The sequence below is a fragment of the Halobacterium sp. BOL4-2 genome (assembly GCF_016917835.2).
GTDB lineage: Archaea > Halobacteriota > Halobacteria > Halobacteriales > Halobacteriaceae > Halobacterium > Halobacterium salinarum.
Window position 1 is genome coordinate 231,377 of record NZ_CP070332.2, and the last position, 16,903, is coordinate 248,279.

Annotated in this window: 15 protein-coding genes; 4 read left to right on the forward strand and 11 right to left on the reverse strand. The window is 69.0% G+C overall.

Annotation, left to right across the window (positions count from 1 at the left end):
- Position 1: 1 nt before the first annotated feature.
- Entirely contained in the window at positions 2–1,846 is a 1,845-nt protein-coding gene (locus JRZ79_RS14380; protein WP_205252414.1) for a flippase-like domain-containing protein, read from the reverse strand.
- Positions 1,847–2,049: 203 nt separating this feature from the next.
- Between JRZ79_RS14380 and JRZ79_RS14385 the strand changes: the two genes are divergently transcribed.
- Positions 2,050–2,292, forward strand: a complete 243-nt coding sequence (locus tag JRZ79_RS14385) for a hypothetical protein (protein ID WP_010902191.1) — start codon at positions 2,050–2,052, stop codon at positions 2,290–2,292.
- A gap of 9 nt (positions 2,293–2,301) precedes the next feature.
- Here the strand turns inward: JRZ79_RS14385 and JRZ79_RS14390 are convergent, their stop codons facing one another.
- The 9 genes from JRZ79_RS14390 to ppsA form a co-directional block, all read right to left on the reverse strand.
- On the reverse strand, positions 2,302–2,916 hold the full coding sequence (locus JRZ79_RS14390) for a winged helix-turn-helix transcriptional regulator (RefSeq protein WP_205251437.1): 615 nt from the start codon (positions 2,914–2,916) through the stop codon (positions 2,302–2,304).
- Positions 2,917–2,971: 55 nt separating this feature from the next.
- Positions 2,972–4,150, reverse strand: a complete 1,179-nt coding sequence (locus JRZ79_RS14395) for an SPFH domain-containing protein (RefSeq protein WP_010902193.1) — start codon at positions 4,148–4,150, stop codon at positions 2,972–2,974.
- Between the two features lie 39 nt (positions 4,151–4,189).
- Positions 4,190–4,699 (reverse strand): NfeD family protein, encoded by a 510-nt coding sequence (locus JRZ79_RS14400; RefSeq protein WP_205252415.1) that lies wholly within the window; start codon positions 4,697–4,699, stop codon positions 4,190–4,192.
- A 32-nt stretch (positions 4,700–4,731) separates the two neighbouring features.
- Entirely contained in the window at positions 4,732–4,908 is a 177-nt protein-coding gene (locus JRZ79_RS14405) for a hypothetical protein (protein WP_010902195.1), read from the reverse strand.
- 37 nt (positions 4,909–4,945) lie between these two features.
- On the reverse strand, positions 4,946–6,685 hold the full coding sequence (pyk, locus tag JRZ79_RS14410) for a pyruvate kinase (protein WP_010902196.1): 1,740 nt from the start codon (positions 6,683–6,685) through the stop codon (positions 4,946–4,948).
- A gap of 88 nt (positions 6,686–6,773) precedes the next feature.
- Entirely contained in the window at positions 6,774–8,843 is a 2,070-nt protein-coding gene (gene metG / locus JRZ79_RS14415; protein ID WP_205252416.1) for a methionine--tRNA ligase, read from the reverse strand.
- A 60-nt stretch (positions 8,844–8,903) separates the two neighbouring features.
- Positions 8,904–9,971, reverse strand: a complete 1,068-nt coding sequence (gene mfnA / locus JRZ79_RS14420) for a tyrosine decarboxylase MfnA (protein WP_205251439.1) — start codon at positions 9,969–9,971, stop codon at positions 8,904–8,906.
- A gap of 25 nt (positions 9,972–9,996) precedes the next feature.
- On the reverse strand, positions 9,997–11,283 hold the full coding sequence (locus tag JRZ79_RS14425; protein ID WP_205252417.1) for a M48 family metallopeptidase: 1,287 nt from the start codon (positions 11,281–11,283) through the stop codon (positions 9,997–9,999).
- 39 nt (positions 11,284–11,322) lie between these two features.
- Complete coding sequence (gene ppsA, locus JRZ79_RS14430; protein WP_205251441.1) at positions 11,323–13,587, reverse strand: pyruvate, water dikinase; 2,265 nt, start codon at positions 13,585–13,587, stop codon at positions 11,323–11,325.
- 133 nt (positions 13,588–13,720) lie between these two features.
- Here ppsA and JRZ79_RS14435 point away from each other — a divergent pair, with 133 nt between their 5' ends.
- On the forward strand, positions 13,721–14,110 hold the full coding sequence (locus JRZ79_RS14435; protein WP_010902201.1) for a hypothetical protein: 390 nt from the start codon (positions 13,721–13,723) through the stop codon (positions 14,108–14,110).
- Here the strand turns inward: JRZ79_RS14435 and JRZ79_RS14440 are convergent, their stop codons facing one another.
- The gene (locus tag JRZ79_RS14440) at positions 14,111–15,016 is read right to left on the reverse strand and encodes a PhzF family phenazine biosynthesis protein (protein WP_010902202.1); all 906 of its coding nucleotides are present in this window, start codon (positions 15,014–15,016) and stop codon (positions 14,111–14,113) included.
- A 274-nt stretch (positions 15,017–15,290) separates the two neighbouring features.
- Between JRZ79_RS14440 and JRZ79_RS14445 the strand changes: the two genes are divergently transcribed.
- Complete coding sequence (locus tag JRZ79_RS14445) at positions 15,291–15,983, forward strand: phosphoribosyltransferase (RefSeq protein WP_010902203.1); 693 nt, start codon at positions 15,291–15,293, stop codon at positions 15,981–15,983.
- Positions 15,984–16,037: 54 nt separating this feature from the next.
- A complete protein-coding gene (gene mtnP / locus JRZ79_RS14450) occupies positions 16,038–16,892 on the forward strand; it encodes an S-methyl-5'-thioadenosine phosphorylase (protein ID WP_205251444.1) in 855 nt (284 codons plus the stop codon).
- Positions 16,893–16,903 lie beyond the last annotated feature (11 nt).

Genomic DNA, 16,903 nt, shown 5'->3' on the forward strand with positions numbered 1-16,903 from the left:
CTCAGTCGTCGACGCCCACCGCCGACTCCCGGTCCGCGCCGAGGTCGGCATCACGCCCGTCCACGGCCTCGGTCAGCGACACGTTCAGCGTCATCATCGACACCGCGCCGCCCGCCACGGTCACGACGTTTTTCACGATGTGATCCACGATGGCGATCCCCACCGCCGTCCCGAACGACACCGGCAACAGCGTCGACACGATGGCGGCGAACGCGGCCTCGTAGACGCCGACCCCGCCGGGCGGCCCCGGGATCACCTTCGAGAGGTTGCCGACGCTCACGGCGAAGAACCCGACCGCGACCAGCCCCACCGCCGAGAGGTCGAGCCCGAAGGCCACGAACACCAGCAACGCCGTCGCCACGTCGATCGTCCAGATGACGACGCTCGAGACGCCGATCCACGCGAACGCCCGGCCGTTCACCGCGACCTGCTGGATGTCGCCGACGAACTGCTCGACGACGCTCGCCACGAGCTCCACGTAGGAGTCGTCGCTGGTCCACGCCACCACGCGGCGCGCGTAGTTGGTGTCGGTCCGCGCCGACCACACGATCACGGCGACCGTGCTCACCGCGACCGCGCCGACGACCGTCGACACCACGGTCGCCTGCTGGACGGCCGCCGACGCCGGCCCGCTGAGGCTGTCTCCGGTTGCGGTCGCGGCCAACTCGGTCACCGTCGACGGCGCGAACGCCGACAGCGCGACCAGCACACCCCCCGCAAGCACGGTGATCGTCAGCAAGTCGAACACCCGTTCGACCGCCAACGACGCGAACCCCGTGGTGTAGGGCACGCTGCGCCGCGCTTTCACGACGTAGGCGCGGATGGCGTCACCCGCCCGCGCGGGGATCACGAGGTTCCCGGTCTGACTGATGAACACCGCGCCCGTGAGAAACCACACGTCCTCGCGGTAGCCGAGCTCCGCCAGGATGTCGCCGTAGCGACGCCCCCGCAGCGGCCACGACAGCGCGTACACGACCGCGCCCGCCGCAACGAACACCGGATCGGCGTTCGCCACCGCGTCGACGAACGCCTCCACGTCGATGTAGACGAACATCAACGCGAACGCGACCACCGACAGCAGGCTGCCCACCGCCAACCCCGTCCGCCGGTTGGCGTACGGACGCACGGAGAACTCCCAGAAACACCGCAGGATCTGGCTCCCCATGCCGAAGACGTCGCGCACCAGATCGACTTTCGAGTCGCCTTTCGGCGTCCAGTCGACGGCGAACTCCTCGACGTCGAACCCCTGGCGCTGCGCCCGGACGAGCAGCTCCGTGTCCCAGAACCAATGCTCGTCGGCCACGTCGTCGACCAGCGCCTCGAACGCCGACCGGCTGAGCGCCTTGAACCCACACTGGTGGTCCCGAACCGTCGACCCCAGCAGCGTCCGCACCGCCCCGTTGAACACCCGGGAGGGGATGCCGCGCTTCGCCGGCCGATCGGCGGTCTCGCCGGGCATCCACCGCGACCCAGTGGCGACGTCGGCCGACCCCGTGCGCACGCGCTCCACGAGCGTTTCGAGGTGGCGCATGTCCGTCGCCAGATCCGTATCGAAATACACCAGCGTGTCGCCGTCCGCCACGTCGAACGCGGCGTTCAACGCCCCGCCACGCCCCAACCGCTGTTCGCTGTGTAGGTGTCGCACCGCGGGCTGCTCGGCGGCCAGCGCGTCGGCACGCGCCGGCGTGTCGTCGTCACAGCCGTCCTCGGCCACGATGACCTCGAAGCTGCCCGCGGGCAGAAACCCGGCGAGCGTCTCCACCGTGGTGTGCACCGTCGCGTCGATGGTGTCGGCCTCGTTGTACGCCGGCAGCACGACACTCACCTCGACGGCCGTCTCGCTCATTGCCAGCACTGTCGGCTAGCTCACTGTAAGTACCTTCTGTATCCACGCGCTCACAGCCCGGGACGCGTCCTTTCCAGTGTCTACCAACGCCGGCGGTTTTCCCGGTCGTGCGCCCCCACTGGACCCCGCAGAATCGCAGGACGGCGACGGGTTTTACCAGCCGTACCAAATCCCTCTTGGGTCGACACACCGTCTACCCACTCATGAGCGCGACCACGGCGGCGAGCCGGACACTCACCCCGAAACAGCACCGCATCCTCTCGTACCTGCAGGACCACGCCGACGAGCGCACGTACTTCAAATCGCGGCTCATCGGCGACGAACTCGATCTCTCGGCGAAAGAAGTCGGTGCGAACATGCCCGCCATCGAGGACGCCGATCACGACCTCGACGTGGAGCGGTGGGGGTACTCCTCCTCGACCACGTGGAAAGTCGCCAGCGCGTAGCTCCGCGCGCTACGGATCGTAGCTGACCATCGACGCGGCCTCACTGGCGAACGCCACCGTCGCCGCGTCGAAGGAGTCGGCGTACCGCACGAGCAACACAACGAGCGTCTCCGGCTCCTGGATCTCGTAGCCGTCCGCCCGCGAAAGCACGCCCGCCGCCTCTAACTCGGCGCCGTACTTGCTCACCGTCGCGGGTGACACGTCCAGCGCATCGGCGACAGCGCCCGCCGACGCGTCAGGGTTCGACAGCAACTCACGGATCATCCCGCGCGCGGTCTCCCGGCGCAGATACCCCAGCGCGCGCCGCTCGAACGCCGAGAACCGGCCGGCGGGGTAGAACCGCTTGTACTCCCCGTCGCGGACGCTTTCGACGACGCCGTCCGCACACAGCCGCCGCAGGTGGTGTTGGGTTTCCCCCGTCCCCAGTTGGAGATCGTCCCGGAGCTTCGAGAAGTGTGCGCCCGGCGTCCTCGCCAGGTAGCCCGTGATCGCGTCCCGGACGTCACTTCCCGACGCCCCGTCGTCGTCGTCGGAATCACCGCCCGCCAGTCGCGCCAGTGGCCCCGCCGCACCCACCGCCGCGAACCGACGCAGGGTCGCGCGCTTGTCCTCGTCGACACCCATTCAAATCGCTGTATGATAGCTGTGAACAAAAGTGTTCCGTACCGCCAGCGCCGCGCTACGCGCCGGTGTCTTCGGTGCCGTCGTCGAGTTCCGCGTCCATCTCTTCGATCACCTCGCCGGCGTCCTGCAGTCCCGCGTCCTCGCCGCGCTGCACCGCCTCGGCCTTCTCCTCCAAGTCCGCGGGGTCGACGTCCGCCTCCTCGGTGATCTGGTTCAGGATCTCGTCGATGTTGTCCAGGCCGATGAGTTCGCGCGTCTCCTCGTCGAAGGCCATGCTCTCCAGATCGGAGCCACCGTCGCCGACATCGCTGCCCGCGAGGTGTTTGCCGTACCGGCCGACGAGGCTCGTGACCTCCTGGGGGAGCACGAACGTGTTGGACTCGCCCTCGCCGATCCCCTCCAGGGTCTCCATTCCTTTCTCGATGATGGCGCGCTCGCCCATCGACTCCGCGGACTTCGCACGGAGCACCGTCGAGATGGCGTCCCCCTGGGCTTCGAGGATCTGGGACTGCTTTTCCCCCTGCGCCCGGATGATGTTCGACTGCTTGTCACCCTGGGCGTTCTCGATGGCGGACTGCCGTTCACCCTGGGCCTCCAGGATCATCGCGCGGCGGCGGCGCTCCGCGCTGGTCTGTTGCTCCATTGCCTGCTGGACCTCCTGGCTCGGATTGACCTCACGGACCTCCACGCTCTCGACGCGGATCCCCCACTCGTCGGTGGGCTCGTCGAGCTCCGTGCGGATCCGGGAGTTGATCTCCTGGCGCTTGTTCAGCGTGTCGTCGAGCTCCATGTCACCCAGCACCGCCCGCAGCGTCGTCTGCGCGAGGTTCGACACGGCGGTCTTGTAGTCGTCGACCTCCAGGAACGCGCGCTTGGCGTCCCGAACCCGGATGTACACGACCGCGTCCGCGGTCACCGGGGAGTTGTCCCGCGTGATGGCTTCCTGGCGGGGCACGTCGATCGTCTGCGTGCGCATGTCGAAGGTGTACGTCCGGGAGACGAACGGCGGAATGACGTTGATCCCGGGTTCGAGCAACCCCCGGTATTCGCCGAACACCGTCAGCGCCTGCTTCTCGTAGGCGTCGACGATCTGCACCGTCTCGTAGACGACCACCGCGAGTAACACGAGCAACAACAGCCCGACCACCGTCGTCAACGATCCGCCGAAGATCGCTGCCGGGAGCGCGTCGGCGGCCGCCGCGCCAGCGGTGCCGACACTGAGTGCTGTATACATCGTCTCAACCGTCCGGCGACTACACAATAAGTGTTCGCCTCAGCCCGGGACCCCGTCTTCGGCGTCGTTGCCCGTGGCTGCGGCGTCAGCGACCGGCTCGACGGTCACCACGTTCCCGCCGCCCGGATCCACCACCACGACCTCGGTGTCCGCTGGAATCGTGCCGGTCGTCGTGCGCGCCGCGTACGACGAATCGAAGCCGCCGTGTTCGAGGTCGACGCGCCCCTCACGCGGAGTCACGGGGTCGACGACGTACCCGCGCTTTCCGCGCAGGTCGCTTGAGGACTGGGTCTGCCCGCTACCCGTGCCCTCGTAGATCTCGTAGTAGCGGTAGACGTACAGCGCCACCATCCCCACCACTAACACCAGGCCGGCGAGCTGGAACGCCGTCGCGCCGGACAACACGAACATCCCGGCCAGCCCGGCGGCGAGCAACGCCACGCCCAACACGATGAGGTGCGCGCCGGGTGCCAACGCCTCGGCGATGCATAACACCGCCCCGATCACCACGAGCACGAACGACAGCGACTGACCGAACACGCCCTCCATACCCGTGCGTTAGGCTACCGCAGTGAAAACCGTTACCCGAACAACAGCAGGCCGATCGCGCCCACCATCGTGGCGACGCCGAGCACGAAAAACGCCACGTTCTCCGCGGCCGGCGACCCCGCTTCGATCGTCTCCGGGCTGGTGGTGGCGTCCTCGCCCACCTCGTTCAGCGTGAACCGCCACTCGCGGTCGTCGTCCGTCTGACTCATACCCCGGGTTGGCCGTCAACGGCCAAAAGCATCGGGGTCACTGATCCGCCTCGTAGACGACGCCGCGCTCGCCGTCCACGGTCACCAGATCGCCAGCCGGCACCGCGTCCACGTCGACATCGCCGACCATCGGCACGTCGAGTTCGCGCGCGATCACCGCCGGATACCCGGTCAGCCCGGCGTCCGCGCTCACGATCGCCCCGATCTTCGAGAGGTCGCCGTCGAACTCGCCGTCGAACCCGTGCGCCAACAGCACCACCGCGTTCTCCGGGGCGTCGCTGAGATCCCCGCTGTCGGCACGGTACGTCCGGCCGGTCGTCCGCCCGTCGACGACCGCCCGCCCGGTCGAGAGCGTCTCCGCGGCCACGTGCACTTTCAGCGTGTTCGTCGTCGATGCGCCCTCAAGCTCCGTCATCATGCCCACGAGCACCACCACGGTGTCGCCGCTCGCCACCACGCCGGAGTCGACGGCCGCCTGCACCGCGCGCTCGACGACCGTCGTCGCGTCGCCCTCCGCGACCGCCGCGTAGTTGGCGTGGACCCCCCAGTTGAGCGCGAGCTGCCGGCGCACGTCGTGGGACGGCGTCGCACAGACCACCGGGACGCTGGGCCGGAACTTCGCGGCCTTCCGGGCGGTGTACCCCGACTCGGAGGCCACCACCACCGCGCTGGCGTCGATGTCGCGGGCCAGATACCGCGCCGACCGCGCCAACGCGTCCGTCTTCGCCGTCCCGTCGGCCGTCGGCACCGCCTGCTCCTGGCGCTCGCTGTACTCCGCGCTGCCTTCGACCTCCCGCACGATGCGGTCCATCGTCTCGACAACCCGCGTGGGGTTGTCCCCCACTGCGGTCTCCGCGGACAACATCACGCCGTCGGTGCCGTCCAGGACCGCGTTGGCCACGTCGCTGGCCTCCGCGCGCGTCGGACGCCGGGCGTGCACCATCGAGTCCAGCATCTCGGTCGCGGTGATCACCGGCACCCCCGCGTCCCGGCACTGCGCGATGATGCGCTTTTGGATCATCGGCACGTCCTCCATCGGACACTCCACGCCGAGATCGCCGCGCGCCACCATCACGCCCTGGGCGGCGTCGATGATGCCGTCCAGGTTCTCCACGGCACCCGCCCGCTCGATCTTCGCCACGATGGGGATGTCGGCACCGTGGGACTCCAGGACGCGGTTGACGGCCAACACGTCGTCGGCGTCCCGGACGAAGCTCGCCGCCACGTAATCGACGTCCAGCTCGGCGGCCAACGCCAGATCGCGGCGGTCCTTCTCGGTGACGACGTCCACGTCCAGCTCGACGCCCGGCACGTTGACGCCCTTCCGGCTGCCGAGGCTCCCGCCGGACACCACGGTGGCGTGCACCGTGTCGCCGGCGACGCGGTCGACGTCGGCCTCGATGCGGCCGTCGTCGAGCAACACCGTGTCACCGGGTTCGGCGGCCGCGATGCTGGTGGAGATCCCGATCCGATCGGGGGTCGCGGTGTCGCCCTCGACGAACGCCACGTCGCTGCCGGTTTCGATGTGGATGGTGCCGTCGTCGTCGATCGGTGCGGTCCTGACCTCCGGGCCTTGGGTGTCGAGCATCACCGCAAGCGGCTTGTCGGTCTGGGCGTCGACGGCCCGCGTGGTCTCGATGAGCTCCCGGCGCGCGGCCGCGTCGCCGTGGCTGGCGTTGATCCGTGCTACCGTCATGCCGGCGTCCGCGAGCGCCCGCACCGACGCGTCGTCGTTGGTCGCGGGGCCGAGCGTACAGACGATCTTCGCGTTTCTCATACGCGACGGTACACCGCCGCCCGGCAAAAACCCACGCTCTTTACTCGATACTGAGTTCCATTCGCGTGCGGGGCGGTGGCCGCCCGCCCTACATCACCTTCGTGCCGGGCTCGCTGTCCTCGTGGGTCGTCAGCAGGTCGGCGTCCTCCCCGGCCGCCAACACCATGCCGTTGGATTCCACGCCGAACAGCTCCGACGGCTCCATGTTCGCCACCACCACCACCCGCGTCCCCGGCAGCGCGTCGAGGTCGTGGAGCTGCTTGATGCCGGCGACGATCTGGCGCACCTCGTGGCCGATGTCGACTTCGAGGCGCGCCAGATCGTCAGCGCCCTCGATGCCCTCGGCCTCGACGACCTCCCCCACCCGCAGATCCAGCGCCTGGAACTCCTCGAAGCTGATATCGTCCTCGGCAAGCGGTTCGAGCTCGATCCCGTCGTCGGCTGTCTCGTCGGCCATACCCTCCCCATCGGCGTCCTCGCTACTAGCAGCTTCGATCTTCGCGGCCAGCGCCTCGTCGAGCTCGGTGACCCGGTCGTCCTCGATCTTCTCGAACAGCTCCGCGGGCTCCCCGAACTCCGCGGGCGGCGCCTGCAGGCAGTCCGCGATCGTCGCGTCACTCACACGCCCGTCCTCACCGAGCTGCGCCCAGAGGGTCTCGGTCTTCTCCGGCAGGAACGGCTGCAGGAGCACTGCAACCGCCTTCACGAGCTGCACGCAGTCCCGCATCACCGGCGCGGCCGCCTCGCTGTCGAGGTTCCACGGCTCGTTGTGCTGGATGTACTCGTTGCCGAACCGCGCCAGCGCCACCGCGCGCTCGCCGGCGGTCCGCAGATCGTACTCGTTCAGCGCGTCCTCGTAGTCGTCCATCGCCTGCGCGATCTCCGTCTCGACGTCGTCCGTGAGGCTGACCTCCTGGGGGGTGCCGTCGAAGTTCCGGTTCGCGAACAACAGCGCCCGGTACGCGAAGTTCCCCACGGCGTCCGCGAGCTCCGTGTTCACGCGCTGCGCGAACTCTTCCCAGGAGAAGTTCACGTCGCGCTCGAAGCCGCTCGCGGTCGCCAGGTAATACCGCAGCAGGTCCGGATGGAACCCCGCATCGAGGTACTCCGCCGCCCAGATGGCGCGGTTCTTCGACGTCGACAACCCCCGCCCGTCGATGTTCACGAACCCGGTCGCACACACCGCCCGCGGCTCGGCGTAGCCCGCGCCCGCCAGCATCGACGGCCAGAACACGGTGTGGTGCTGGATGATGTCGCGGCCGATGACGTGGATGATCTCGCCGTCGCCGTCCTTCCAGACGGACGCCCAGTCGAACTCCTCGGTGCCCACGCGCTCGGAGTACTGCTTCGTGGCGGCGACGTACTCGATGGGGGCGTCGACCCAGACGTACAACACGAGGTCGTCGCCACCCTCCCCGGGGTAGTCGATCCCCCAGTCGAGGTCCCGCGTGATGCAGAAATCCTCCAGCCCGCCCTCGATCCACTCGCGGGGCTGGTTTTTCGCGTTGTTCGTCCCCTCCATCCGGTTGATGAACCCCTCCAGATACTCCTGGAAGTCCGACAGCCGGAGGAACTTGTGCGCGCGCTCGTGGTACTCCGCGCTGTTGCCCGTGATGGTGCTCACCGGCGCCTCGATCTCCCCCGGTTCGAGGTGGCGCTGGCAGCCCTCGTCGCACTCGTCGCCGCGCGCGTGCTCCCCGCAGTACGGACACGTCCCCTCGACGTACCGGTCGGGCAGCCACTGGTCGGCGTCGGGGTCGTACGCCACCTGGATCTCCGTCTCGTAGACGTGGTCGTTGTCCTCCCACGCCCCCACGAACTCCCTGGTGAGCTCGACGTTGGTCTCCTCGTCGGTGTGGCCGTAGGTGTCGAACGCGACGCTGAACTCCTCGAACGTGTCGGCGTACTGCTCGTGGCGCTCCAGCCCGAGGTCGAGCGGCCCAACCCCGGCCTCGATGGCCTGGACGGCGATCGGCGTCCCGTGCATGTCCGTCCCCGAGACGAACACCGTCTCCTGGCCGAGCTTTCGGAGCGCGCGACTGAACGCGTCGCCGCTCACGTACGTCCGCAGGTGGCCGATGTGCAAGTCCCCGGTCGGATAGGGGAGCCCACAGGTCACCACCGCCGGATCGTCCGTGGGGTAGTCCTCGTCTGTCATGTGTCCCTGTTGCCGTGCCGCGGGCCTAAAGCCCGCTGATTGCGTCACTGCCCACCAGGGTCACGCCAGCGCGTCGACGTCGTCCAGGAACGCCGCCAGCATCTCCCGCGTGACGTGGGGCATACAGACCACGCGCAGCGCGTCCGACGCCGTCCGGGAGATCCGCCACCCCTCTTCGCGCAGCGCCTGGAACTCGGCGTCGGGCATGTCGGCAGCGACCAGCGGCAACTCGGGGTCGACGACGTCGTACCCGCGGGCGGCGAGCTCCGCGGCGAGGTACTCAGCGTTGCCCTGCGTGCGCTCGTACTGCTCGCGGTAGCCGTCCGGCCACAGCGCCCGCAGGCTGGCGAGCGCGCCCGCGACGCCGGCCCCCGACCGCGTCCCGCCCAGCGTCGGCTGGGTGTCGGACTCCAAATACGGCGTCTCGATGGCGAGCGCGTCCAGCGTCTCGGGATCCCGCGCTAGAAACCCCCCTGCGGGAACCGGTGCCTGCCCCATCTTGTGTGGGTCGATGGCCATCGTGTCCACCGGCGCGTCGGCGAAGCTCCAGTCGTGGTCGGTGAACGGCAACACGAACCCACCCCAGGCCGCGTCGACGTGGAGGTTCGCGTCCACCCCGGCTGCGATGTCCGCCAGCGCCGGGATCGGGTCCACCCGCCCGTACTCGGTCGTTCCGGCCACCCCGACCACCACGGCGGTGTCGCCGTCCACGAGGTCCGCCACTGCAGCCACGTCCGCCCGGTGATCCCCGTCAGTGGGCGCGAGCCGCAACTCCACGCCGAGCACGTCAGCGGCCTTCTGGAAGCTGAAATGCGCGCTCGCCGGCGCAACCACGTTCACGGCGTCGGCGTCGGCGCGGTTGCGCGCGGCCCGGACGGCCTGGAGGTTCGCCTCCGTGCCGCCGGCAGCGATGTAGCCGTGTGGCGACGACAACCCCACGATCTCTCCGAGCAGTGCAACGGCGTCGCGCTCGCGTTCGGCCACCGCCGGATACGTCTCCGGGTCGCCCGGGTTGGTCGCCAGAAACGCCTGTGCAGCCTCGCGGGCCGCGGGATGCGGCGTCGTGCACATCGAGGACAGCACCCGGTCGAACTCCTGTGGCGGCCGCCGCGCTTCCCCACGCGTCATACCCGCATGCAACGACAGCAGCCGTTTAGCGGTTCCGCTCTCGGCACGCCGACCGCTCCGCAGCGGCCCCGCTGTCGGCCGCGGTCAGATACCGGATGCGCTCGGGCACCGGCGGATGCTGGTAGTGGAACGCCTCGTAGTAGGGATGCGGGAACGGGTTGCCGAGGTTCTGGCTCGTGAGCGCCCCCAGGGCGTCCGCGAGCGGTTCACCGTCCCCCATCACGTCCACGGCGAACGCGTCGGCCTCCCGCTCGTTTGCCAGCCAGAGTCTGTTCTGTAGCGGCGCGGTGAGCCGGCTCAGCGGCTGCAACCACACCCCCGCAAGCAACAGCCCGGCCGCGGGCTGCTCGGGCACCCCGAACATGCCGTACAGCCAGCCGGCATCGAGCAGCCGGGACGCCACGAACAACACCACCCCAGCCTGCAGCGTGGCCGCCCCGATGGTCTGCCAGATGTGGCCGTTCTTCCAGTGGGCGAGCTCGTGGGCAAGCACGGCTTGAAGCTCCGTTTCGCCCATCTGGTCGATGAGCGTGTCGAACAACACCACCCGCTTGGTCGCGCCGAACCCCGTGAAAAACGCGTTCGAGTGCCCCGACCGCGACGAGGCGTTCATGACGTACACCTGCTCGCAGGCGAACCCCGCGCGGTCGAAGACGTCCTCGATGGCGTCCCGCAGTCCGCCCTCGTCGACGGGGTCGAAGTCGTAGAACAACGGCATCACCACCCGGGGCACCAGCACCTGCGTGGCCAGCAGGAACACCCCCACGATCCCGGTCGCGGCGACGAACCACCACTCGGGGAGCGCCGCCACAGCCACCAGGACGGCCCCGCCAAGCACTGCGACGAACACGCCCGCCAGCCCGGCGCTCAACAGCGCGTCCCGGGCGAACAGCGCCGGCGACTGCTCGTTGAACCCGAACGCCGACTCGACGCCGAACGTCTCGACGGCGTCGAACGGCACGCGCGCCACCTGCATGGCGACCGTCGCCCCCACGAGCAGCGCGACGCCGGCCAGCACGTCGCTGCCGACGGTGTCGTAGACGAACGCCACGGCGGCCCCGAACGCGCCGGTGTATAGGACACCCAACACAGCGCCGGCCAGCACGACCGACCGGAGTTGGCTCACCGCCGTCCCGAGTCGGTGGTACGCCAGCAGCTCCCCGGGGTCGTCGACGCCGATATGCGTGGCCAGCCAGGCGCTGCGCTCGCGGACTGTGCGCTCCGCGTACCGGACGTTCAGTGCCGCCAGCGACGCGAACAACAGCGTCGTCCCGGCGACGAGCGCGAGGAAGACGACGTGGTGGACGAGCATCCCCTCAGTGTCGGTTCCGCGCCTCCCTAATCCCGGCGGTCACTCACGGGCCGACTCGAGCAGGAGTCGCTGCTCGACGCGCTTGACCTCGTGTTGGACGTCGCGAACGGCGTCGATGTTCGCGGAGATCGAGGACACGCCGGTCTCCACCAGGAAATCCACCATCTCGGGTTTCGAGCCGGCCTGCCCGCAGATGCTGGTGGCGACGTCGTGCTCGCGGCAGGCGTCGATGGTGCGTTCGATGAGCGTCAACACCGACGGGTGGAGTTCGTCGAACCGGTCGGCGACGCTGCCGTTGTTGCGGTCGACGGCCAGCGTGTACTGGGTCAAGTCGTTCGTACCGAAGCTCGCGAAGTCCACGCCCTCCTGTGCGATCTCCTCGATGGCGAGCGCGGCCGCCGGCGTCTCGATCATGACGCCCCACGATCGCTTCTCGACGTCGATGCCGGCGTCCGCCATCAGGTCTCGGGCCCGCGCAACGTCCTGGGCGTCGTTGACCAGGGGGAACATCACTTCCACGTTGTCGTACCCCATCTCGTAGAGCCGCCGGAACGCCGACAGCTCGTGTTTGAACACGTCCGGGCGGTCGAGGCTGCGCCGAACCCCGCGGTAGCCGAGCATCGGGTTGTGCTCGTGGGGCTCGTCGTTGCCGCCTTCGAGTTGCCGGAACTCGTCGGTCGGTGCGTCGAGCGTGCGAACCCGCACCGGCCGCGGGTAGAACTCCTCGGCGACGCCCCGGATGCCGTCGACGAGCTCCTGGACGTAGGCGTCCTCGCCGTGGTCGTCGATATACCGCTTGGGCGTCTTGTTCGTGGACAGGATCATGTGCTCCATGCGGAGCAGCCCGACCCCGTCGGCACCGGTCGCGGCGGCGCGCTCGGCGGCCTCCGGGATGGAGACGTTGACCTTGACTTCGGTGGCGGTCATCGGCTTCACCGGCGTCGTCGGTCGCGCGTCCTCGATGGGGTCGTGCTCGGTGGTGGTCTCCTCGCGGCCGTCGCGGACGACGCCACGGTCACCGTCGAGCGTGACCGCCTGATCGTCGCACAGCGTGGCCGTGGCGTCCGTCGCGCCGACGACCGCCGGACAGCCGAGTTCGCGGGAGACGATGGCGGCGTGACTGGTCATCCCGCCCTCGTCGGTGACGATGCCCGCCGCCCGCTTCATCGCCGGCACCATGTCGGGGGTCGTCATCTCGGTGGCGATGATGTCGCCCTCGCCGATCTTGTCGAGCTCGTCGAGGCTCGTGACGACGCGTGCCGGCCCCGACGCGACACCCGGGCTCGCGCCCAGTCCGGTGACGACGGCGTCGCCGTCGCCGCCACCACCGTCGGTGTTCGCTACCGCCCCGTCGGTGTCGTCCTCGATGGTCGTGATCGGCCGGGACTGCAGCATGTACACGTCGCCGTCGACGATCGCCCACTCCACGTCCTGTGGGGCGTCGTAGTGGGCTTCGACGCGCTCCCCGATGGTGACCAGGTCGCTGATCTCGGCGTCGTCGAGGACGCGCTGGGTGCGCTTCCGGTCGGGCACGTCGCGGGACACGGTCTCGCCGGTGTCGTCGTCCTTGACGTGCATCACCTTCTTGTCGGCGACCGTCGCCTCCTCGACGGTGTCCGTGTCGCGGTCGACGACGTAGTTGTCCGGCGACACCGCCCCGGAGACGACCGCTTCGCCGAGCCCCCAGGCGGCCTCGACGATGGCCTCGTGTGCGCCCGTCGAGGGGTGGCTGGTGAACAACACCCCGGATTTCTCCGCGTCGACCATGCGCTGGACGACGACGGCGATGTTCACGCGGTCGTGATCGAAGCCCTGTTCCTGTCGGTAGTAGATCGCGCGCTCCGTGAACAGGCTCGCCCAGCAGCGTTTCACGTGGTCGAGCAGCGCCTCACGCGTGATGTTGAGAAACGTCTCCTGTTGGCCGGCGAAGCTCGCGTCCGGGAGGTCCTCGGCGGTCGCCGAGGACCGGACCGCGACGAACGCCGCCCCGTCGTCGAGGGCGTCGTACGACGAGAGGATGTCCTCGCGGAGACTCGCCGGGAAGTCGGTGTTCAGGATGAGGTCGCTCGCGTGCGCCGCGGCGTCGGCGAGCGCGTCGGAGTCCTCGGCGTCGACGCCCACCGCGTCGAACAGCTCCTGGTCGATCCCTGCCTCCTCGATGAACGTCCGGTAGGTGCCGGCGGTCACGACGAAGCCCGGTGGGACTGGGAGCCCGGCATCCGTGAGTTCGCCGAGTGATGCCCCTTTGCCGCCGACACTGTCGATGTCGTCGGCGCGTACGTCTTCCAGCCAGCGTACAGCCATGTGGCGTCTGTACAGTCACGCAATGCCCCTATGAATATTCCGAACCCCTCTGGAGAACTGACATATGGTACTCGGAACCGAGTTGTCGTTTCTACTCGATGGGTTTTACCCGGCGCACTCCGTGAGACCGCGCATGGACGCGAAACGCGCCGCCACACACTCAAGCAAATACTTCCTCGCCACGACGATCCTCGGCATCGTCGCGCTCGCGCTCATCGGCTACGGCGGGGTCCTCGCACAGCCCGCGTTCGAACACGGTCTCCCATCCGGCCCCCACCTCGCTGACGCCGTTCCCGGGCTCGCGCTCGCGGCCGCCGGCGTCGTCATCTACCGGTTCGGCGCATCCTGGGCGCTGTACACGACGCTCACTGCCGCCCACGAGGACGCACTCGACGACACCCTCGACACCGCACGCGTGAAATCCGACATCGTCAGCGTGCTCGACGACCGCCTCTCGGACATGCAGACCGACCTCCAGTCGGCCAACCGCGAACTCCGCGAGCTCAAGCGCGACGACGACTGACTACGCCTCCAGGATCTCCTCCTCGGTCTCGGCCGGCACCGCCAGCGTCCCGTCGAGCGTCGACACGCCACGCCCGCCGACCATCGGCGCATCGCCAGCGACCCGCACCCGAACCCGCCCCGGCCGATCCACGAAATGCCCCTGCTCGAACACCATCTCATCCGGCGCGTCCCCGTCGAACGCCCCGAACCGCGCCAGATACGCGCCCGCCGCCCCGCTCGCGGTGCCCGTCACGGGGTCCTCATCGACGCCCACACCAGGCACCCACGCCCGCCCATGCGCCGTCGACGCCCGGTCGAGCGCGTCGAACGAGAACATGTAGACGCCCGCCGCGCCCACGTCGTCGGCGAGCGCCTCGACGGCATCGAAATCGGGGTCGGCGTCGCCGAGATCCGAGAGGTACGTGATGGGCACGATCAGGAACGGCAGCCCGGTGTCGGCGACCGCAAGCGGGATGTCGTCGCTGGCACCCCGCAGCGCGGCCGCCTCGGTCCCGGTCGCCTCCGCGACCCGCTCGTAGGACAGCTCCACCTCGCGGACCGTCGGCGGGTTCTGGGCCATCCACACGGTCCCGTCCTCGGCCACCTCGATGTCGAGCACCCCGACGTTCGTCTCCAGGGTGTGCTCGCCGGCGGCGAGCGCGCCGTCGTCGTACAGGTGCGCGTGACTCGCGATGGTCGCGTGCCCACAGAGGTCGACCTCAGTGGTCGGTGTGAAATACCGGAGTCGGCGGTCGGCCGCGTCGCTCGGCCGCAGAAACGCCGTCTCGCTGGCGCCGAGCTCGGCCGCGATCGCCTGCATCTGGTCGTCGGTCAGTCCCCCGGCGTCCGGCACCACACCCGCGGCGTTGCCCGCACACGAGTCGTCGGTGAACGCGTCCACGAGCAGCGCTCGCGTCTCGGTCATGGCCCCGATTCGGGGTCCTCGGGCTTGCCTGTTTTCCTCCTCGCGTCGCTCCGGCCCCCCGCGGCGTCACTCCGATCCAGCCAGCCTGCGAGTGCCGCGACGACCGCCGCCGACTGATCTCCGCAGGCGGTCCGTCGTGGTGCCGTCATACGCCCGCTCCCGGGTGGAGGCCACTTCTGCGTTCCTGGGCCCGAGCGCGCTCGGTTCGGGCCCAGGGTCCGCTCGGCCGGCCTGTAAACCGTTAAGTAGCGACGCGAGCGAGTGCTGACACGCAATGAGTGACCTCCCGGACGATTTCAACTGCACGATCACCAACTGGGAGTATATTTACGGACTCTGCCGGGACGTCAGCGACCAGGTCAAAGCCGCCGACTTCGAGCCCGACGTGGTCGTCGCGCTCGCCCGCGGCGGCTGGTTCGCGGGCCGGTGTCTCTGTGACTTCCTCGGCCTGAACGACCTCACGAGCCTGAAAATGGAGCACTACGTCGGCACCGCGGAGAAATCCGCCGAGCCCGAAGTCCGGTACCCGATGCCGGAGGGCTCCGTCGAAGACAAGGACGTGCTCATCATCGACGACATCGCCGACACCGGCGGCTCCATCGAACACGCCCACGAGTACGTCCAAGACCGGGACGCCAACGCGGTCCGAACGGCAACCCTCCAGTTGCTGCAGACCAGCGCCTTCGAGCCCGACTACGTGGGCGAACGCCTCGACGAGTGGGCGTGGATCGTCTACCCCTGGAACTTCATCGAGGACATGATCGACATCATCGCCGGCGTGATGGCCACCGACGACGACGGCCCCTACACCACGGCCGGCATCCGCGACCTGCTCGCGGACTACCACGACGTCGACCGCATCCAGATGGAGATCGCACAGCCTGACCGCCTCACTGAAGTCCGCTCCGAGATGGTGCGCCGGGACGTGCTCGCCGCCACCGACGCCGACCGCTGGGCGCTCGTGTGACGCCCGCCGGCCGCCACCGCATCGTTTAGGTGTGGGGCCCGCTCACATCCTGGTGTGATCGGCTTCATCGGCGGTTCCGGCATCTACGACGCACTGCCACTGAACGACGTCCGGGAAACAGCCGTTTCGACGCCGTACGGCGACCCGAGCGCGCCGGTGACCATCGGCGAGTTCGGCGACACCGGCACCGAGGTGGCGTTCCTGCCGCGCCACGGCTCCGACCACCAGCGGTCGCCGACGAACCTCCCGTACCGCGCCAACATCTACGCGTTCAAGCAGCTCGGCGTCGAGCGCATCCTCGCGTCCAACGCCGTCGGCAGCCTCAGAGACGAGCTGTCCCCCCAGACGCTGGTCGTCCCGGACCAGATCTTCGACCGGACGAACCACCGCGACGCGACGTTCTTCGGTGACGGCGTCGTCGTCCACCAGCCGTTCGCGGACCCCTACTGTCCGCACATGGTCGAGCACCTCCACGACGCCGCCACCGACGCCACCGACGCCGACACCCAGCAGGGCGGCACGTACGTCTGCATCGAAGGCCCCCAGTACTCGACGCGCGCCGAGTCGGAGTTCTACAAGGCCCAGGGCTGGGACCTCGTCGGCATGACCGCCATCCCCGAGGCGAAGCTCGCGCGGGAGGCGGAGATGTGTTACGCGACGGTCGCCGGCGTCACCGACTACGACGTCTGGAAAGCGGACAGCGAAGTCACGCTCGACGAAGTGCTCGCCAACGCCGCCGCCAACGAGGACGCCATCAAGGCGACCGTCGAGCGCGCCATCGAGACGCTGCCCGACGAGCGCGACTGCGACTGCGGCCACAGCCTCGACGGCACGGTCAACACGCCCCCGGAGGCCATCCCCGAGGAGACCCGCGACCGCGTCGCGCCGCTGCTCGGCGACCACATATAGCGGTCACAATA

Coding starts and splice junctions, on each gene's coding strand:
- JRZ79_RS14380 (WP_205252414.1), bottom strand. CDS start 1,846: ATGAGCGAGACGGCCGTCGAGGTGAGTGTCGTGCTGCCGGCGTACAAC.
- JRZ79_RS14385 (WP_010902191.1), top strand. CDS start 2,050: ATGAGCGCGACCACGGCGGCGAGCCGGACACTCACCCCGAAACAGCAC.
- JRZ79_RS14390 (WP_205251437.1), bottom strand. CDS start 2,916: ATGGGTGTCGACGAGGACAAGCGCGCGACCCTGCGTCGGTTCGCGGCG.
- JRZ79_RS14395 (WP_010902193.1), bottom strand. CDS start 4,150: ATGTATACAGCACTCAGTGTCGGCACCGCTGGCGCGGCGGCCGCCGAC.
- JRZ79_RS14400 (WP_205252415.1), bottom strand. CDS start 4,699: ATGGAGGGCGTGTTCGGTCAGTCGCTGTCGTTCGTGCTCGTGGTGATC.
- JRZ79_RS14405 (WP_010902195.1), bottom strand. CDS start 4,908: ATGAGTCAGACGGACGACGACCGCGAGTGGCGGTTCACGCTGAACGAG.
- pyk (WP_010902196.1), bottom strand. CDS start 6,685: ATGAGAAACGCGAAGATCGTCTGTACGCTCGGCCCCGCGACCAACGAC.
- metG (WP_205252416.1), bottom strand. CDS start 8,843: ATGACAGACGAGGACTACCCCACGGACGATCCGGCGGTGGTGACCTGT.
- mfnA (WP_205251439.1), bottom strand. CDS start 9,971: ATGACGCGTGGGGAAGCGCGGCGGCCGCCACAGGAGTTCGACCGGGTG.
- JRZ79_RS14425 (WP_205252417.1), bottom strand. CDS start 11,283: ATGCTCGTCCACCACGTCGTCTTCCTCGCGCTCGTCGCCGGGACGACG.
- ppsA (WP_205251441.1), bottom strand. CDS start 13,587: ATGGCTGTACGCTGGCTGGAAGACGTACGCGCCGACGACATCGACAGT.
- JRZ79_RS14435 (WP_010902201.1), top strand. CDS start 13,721: ATGGACGCGAAACGCGCCGCCACACACTCAAGCAAATACTTCCTCGCC.
- JRZ79_RS14440 (WP_010902202.1), bottom strand. CDS start 15,016: ATGACCGAGACGCGAGCGCTGCTCGTGGACGCGTTCACCGACGACTCG.
- JRZ79_RS14445 (WP_010902203.1), top strand. CDS start 15,291: ATGAGTGACCTCCCGGACGATTTCAACTGCACGATCACCAACTGGGAG.